At 65.3% G+C, this 4,407-nt stretch carries 5 protein-coding genes; 4 read left to right on the top strand and 1 reads right to left on the bottom strand.

Going from position 1 to position 4,407, the window contains the following annotated elements:
- Positions 1 to 221: 221 nt before the first annotated feature.
- The 3 genes from ACI79S_RS20680 to ACI79S_RS20670 all read left to right on the top strand — a co-directional run bounded on the left by ACI79S_RS20680 (position 222) and on the right by ACI79S_RS20670 (position 2,660).
- A complete protein-coding gene (locus tag ACI79S_RS20680) occupies positions 222 to 803 on the top strand; it encodes an SHOCT domain-containing protein (protein ID WP_456595320.1) in 582 nt (193 codons plus the stop codon).
- A gap of 468 nt (positions 804 to 1,271) precedes the next feature.
- Complete coding sequence (locus tag ACI79S_RS20675; protein WP_456595319.1) at positions 1,272 to 2,060, top strand: hypothetical protein; 789 nt, start codon at positions 1,272 to 1,274, stop codon at positions 2,058 to 2,060.
- 282 nt (positions 2,061 to 2,342) lie between these two features.
- Positions 2,343 to 2,660, top strand: coding sequence for a hypothetical protein (locus ACI79S_RS20670; protein WP_456595318.1), 318 nt, complete (start codon positions 2,343 to 2,345; stop codon positions 2,658 to 2,660).
- Positions 2,661 to 2,884: 224 nt separating this feature from the next.
- Here the strand turns inward: ACI79S_RS20670 and ACI79S_RS20665 are convergent, their stop codons facing one another.
- A complete protein-coding gene (locus tag ACI79S_RS20665; RefSeq protein WP_456595317.1) occupies positions 2,885 to 3,418 on the bottom strand; it encodes a hypothetical protein in 534 nt (177 codons plus the stop codon).
- Positions 3,419 to 4,095: 677 nt separating this feature from the next.
- On the opposite strand from ACI79S_RS20665, the gene ACI79S_RS20660 reads away from it, so the two are divergent.
- Positions 4,096 to 4,407: hypothetical protein (locus ACI79S_RS20660; RefSeq protein WP_456595316.1), on the top strand; the 312-nt coding region annotated here is incomplete at its 3' end.

Here is a 4,407-nt window from a genome sequence, read left to right as displayed (position 1 = left end):
TGGTGCCGAACAAGCGTGCCCGAATCCTCTCGATCAGGGCTTCGATGCTGTCGGCCACCGTCCAAGGCCAGCCACGCGGCCCACCCAAGGTCCCAGCAACCGTGTCGCCGAGCCAGTCGTCGATACGCCGCCGCTGCCGAAGGGGCCCGTCGCACAGAGGACGGGCCCCGTGCCGAGCGTGTCGCATCGAACCGCCGAAGCAGAACCGTAACCTCGGCGCCATGGCGACGATAGATATGACGGACAGGTCTCGACTGCACCGGAAGGCCAACGAGGCTCTCGACCAAAATCTCGGACCAGACGAAAACGTACAGGTCATCATCACCGGTCCGTCGAATCAAGCGATCATCGGCACGGAGCGGCGGGCCTTCGTCTACAAGAAGGGCTTCATGGCTGGTGCCAGCTTCGGGTCTGAGCTGACGACCTGGGACTACCGCAACCTCGTAGGTGTGCAGATCCACACGGGCATGATGAGCGGAGCGGTCGTCCTGCAGTCGCCGGGCCAAAGCGGCACGAAGACGAACGTCTGGAAGAACGGGGATGAAGATCCCTACAAGGCGCCGAACGCCATCCCCCTTAACCGCCCTTATGAGCCGGCCCAGGAAGGCGTCGCAATCCTGCGCCAGCTCATCGATGTGGCGCAACGCTCAGTGACCGCACCGATGGCTCCGCCGGTCCAGGCCGCGACGTCCGTGTCGCTGGTGGACGAGCTGAAGAAGCTCGCTGACTTACACGCGGCAGGAGCCCTCACCGACGAAGAGTTCGCAATGTTCAAGGCGCATCTGATCACGAGCGTGCGATAGCGCCTAACCTGCCAGGGGCGCCCGCTCCCCCTGCTCGGTCTGTTCTCAGCCTGGAAGCGCCAGGAGCACTCCTCACTGACCCTGAAGCGGCTGCACGAGGACCTCGCAGCCGCGTGCGGCAGCGCCACACGTAGCCCCCCCGAAGATGGAGCAACTGCACAGGAAACGGGGACACGAGCCTCAAGGCGGGAACGGCACACGGGTCGACATGGGGCTAGACCAGCAGATACGAGAGCAGGCGACACTGCCCGGCACACCCCGCTGGGACTTTCCACCCCGAGCTGGCGCGGCGGTCGAATGGCTTACGCGCGGGCGGGGTGACCGCGGCCGCCTGTGTAGGTCCCGCGCAGGCGTCCCTGACCGCCTGCTCCGGGGCTGGGAAGGCCAGGGGGTATGCATCACGATCCGTCCGGGTTGTCCGTAGCCGAGTAGGGCCGGTGGCTCTGGCCGTCTGGGAGGGTGCGGCTTGTGGATTTGATCCACGCACTTGCGGCCCATCATCTGGCCACGCCCTTGAACGATGCGACCGTCGTAGCTGTTGATCTTCGTGAGCCCGCCGAGCAGGCCCATGCTCGTCTGCAAGAACACGACTTCGATCAAGCGCCGCTTCGTGATCGCGGTCGCTGGGTGGGGTGGGTAGCAACGAAAAACCTGCAAGGCGGCACCAAGATCAAGGGCTGCTACCACGCCTTAGATGCGAGTCGCTTCGCTGGGGCCGTCAGCAGCATCAATGACGTCTTACCGCACCTGGCAGAGACCGGGTTCTGCTTCACCGTTGGTCGTGGCGGCCTCGAGGGCTTTATCACTCCGAGTGACCTGGACCGCCATGCGGCACGATGCCACTTTCATGTGCTCATATCCGCCGTTGAGATGTCCTTGTCGTCGCTAATTCGAGTGTCGGTGCGAGAGTCCGACGTGGTCAAGAGCATCCCGTGTCACCAAGTCGGGACTGGCCCGGAAGGCGCAGCTTTCAGTCTTCGACTGGCATACGAAGAGGCGCGAGCGTCGGGGAGGGAAACGCACGCCGTCGAGTGCCTCGGCCTCGGAGACATGGTGGCATTGCTTGAGAAGGAAGGCAGGATACTGACCTCCGATCTTCACAAGCGTTTGTTGAAGGTCAGGGATCTGCGTAACCCTGTCATGCATCCGACCAGAAGTCTGTCGACGCTCGGGGCGGGCCACCTCGCAAGGGTTGCCGATGCGGCTTTCGAGGCTCAGCAAGAGTTGAAGGCGCTACTGGATGTCTCCGACGGCTGACTGGCCTGCGAGCGGCGAGCGGCGAGCGGCGAGCGGCGAGCGGCGAGCAGCGAGCGGCGAGCGGCGAGCAGCGAGCGGCGAGCGGCGAGCGGCGAGCAGCGAGCGGCGAGCGGCGAGCGCGCCGACCCCGATCAGTAAAGCTCCCCCAGTGCGAGCCTCTTGCAGCCGGCAGAACTGGCAACGGATCGTCACAGCGAGGTTGGCCCCCGCCGGCGTACAGCGCCACCACGTCTGGCAGCGGTGCGCACAGCTGCCCCCATCCCTCACGGGAAGGTGACTTGGATGCGCAGAGCCAAGCCCGAGAACATGGTCCAAGCCGACATCTACGCGCTCCACCTGGTCGGCGATGACCCGCTCGACGACGAGCTGCGCCGAAATATCGGCCACTGCACCCGACCCGACAGCCTAGATAGGCGGCTTCGTGAACACTTGGGGCTCGCTCACAGAGGCGATCATCGCCCGACCTACACGTGGATTCGCCAGGTCGGCGAGGGTCGGGTGACGAAGCCGCTCGAAGACCTGCTCCTGGGAGGTCAGGAAGGCGCGCAAATCGACTGGTGGGAACGCTCGCCCAACGCGCTTGACGACCGTCCCCGCTAGTCCCAGAGAGTAGAGACCTGAGTCAGTAAACCAAGCCCTCAACAGGTCGGGCCAGGTCGCCATGCGATAACGCCAGGGGCAGCCCAAAGCCAACGACGCTGCACAAGTTCGCCGCACCGGCGACGCGCCAACCCGGGTCAGCCAGCGACGCCAGGTCTCTGGGCGATTACTGCAAGGCGGAATTTGCTGGCGGCTGCGGCTGCCGACGGCGCCATCGCTTGCTGCTACTCGTTTACGTCGGCGATGCCATTGTCATTCTCGTCCGAGCCCGGCCCGAAGCATTCCTCGACCGTTGCCGTGCCGTCCGAGCAACGCGTCTCAAGGTCACCACCTTCGCCGGCTCCGTCCCTCCCTGGGACGGCACCCTCCTGAGCGTCAAGTTCAGCGTCCTGCTCAGGAGTGCAGCCGTAGCCGACGCATGGAGCTCCATCCGGGTTCAGCGGCCCGATGTAGCTGCCGGGGTCTGCGTCGTCAGGCTGCACATAGGGAGTGCCGTCCTCATTTAGGCCGGTGCCGCTGTCATAGCTGTAGTCGCCAGGGTCGTACGAGTCGGACGTGGTCGAGTCGTTCCCCCCGAGCTCTCCCAGTCGGTCGCCGATCTCGTTCGCAGCGGTGATCAACCGGACCCCACCGATGATGATCGCGGCCAGGATGATGATCGACAGCAGGAGCGCGATGGTGGACAGCCACCGGTTGACCGTCCGGTGCACCCCGCCGCGGTGCTGCTGATCGGGCGATTCGGTCGCACTACTACTCACCCTGGTTCCCCGTCCATCCGCCATCAGTGACGCATCGACCGTAACCGTTCCGCTGCCGAACCGAAGTCAGTCGTCGAACGCTAGCGAGGAAGCAACACAGAGCTCGAACGTAGAAAAACGCACAGGTGAGGCTGCCGGTCCGTCCCTGAATCAGACAAACCATCTGTCCCCTGCCGATGTCGTGCGTCTAGCCCTCAGTGATCGAGACTCCACCGGGGGCCGGGCGGCGCGCCGCCGAGACCTGTCAGGGGTGAACGCGAGAGTTCCGTTCATGGGGAACTTGCACCGGACCGACCCGGACACCGTCATGGACGGTACCAAGCTCCAGATTGGCCGGGCTCGGGGGATGCTCGACCTACTGCTCGGGGACGTCTCCCGAGTGCTCGATACACCGAGCCGTGGGAGGACGTGCGCGGAGCGCGCAGTGCTACGGCGAACCCAGACGGCACCTTCTCGTCGCTGTTCAAGCCGGAGGAGATGCCCTCTCCCGCCTGGGGGCGCTGCTGGGAGAGGTAGCCCACAACCTCCGGAGCGCCCTCGACAACTTGGTCTCCGTCCTGGTGCTCCGCAACGGGGAGAGTCCCTCGCACGGCAACGCCTGCCCGATCTGCCTTAAGCCGTCGGCCTGGCGTAGAGATGTCGCGGCGGGCTACCCAGCCGGCGGTCCACTTGCCAACGTGAGCCGGGCGGACTTCGAGTTGCTCGAGAGCCTCCAGCCCTACCAGGGGGTCGACCTCAGCCGAGACCCTCAAGGCGCGAAGCAGCACCCGCTGGTCGTCCTCACCCGGCTCAACAACGCTGACAAGCACGCCGCCCTCCACGCGACCGCCGCGCACATGGTGGCGATCGACCCCCGAGTCCTGGAGGTCGTGCCGGACGCACAGGTGGAGATCGTCACGAGCGTTCCTCCCTTCACGCCCTTGCAGTACGGCGGTGAGATGACGCGCTACCGCTTCGTCGGCCCGGCCCCGGAGAGCTTCGTGGTGTTC

The organism is Blastococcus sp. SYSU DS1024 (genome assembly GCF_054050795.1).
This window is presented reverse-complemented; position numbering and strand designations above follow the sequence as displayed.

Bases quoted from the DNA above. Each gene is read 5' to 3' on its own strand.
- ACI79S_RS20680 (WP_456595320.1), top strand. From the start codon at position 222: ATGGCGACGATAGATATGACGGACAGGTCTCGACTGCACCGGAAGGCC.
- ACI79S_RS20670 (WP_456595318.1), top strand. From the start codon at position 2,343: ATGCGCAGAGCCAAGCCCGAGAACATGGTCCAAGCCGACATCTACGCG.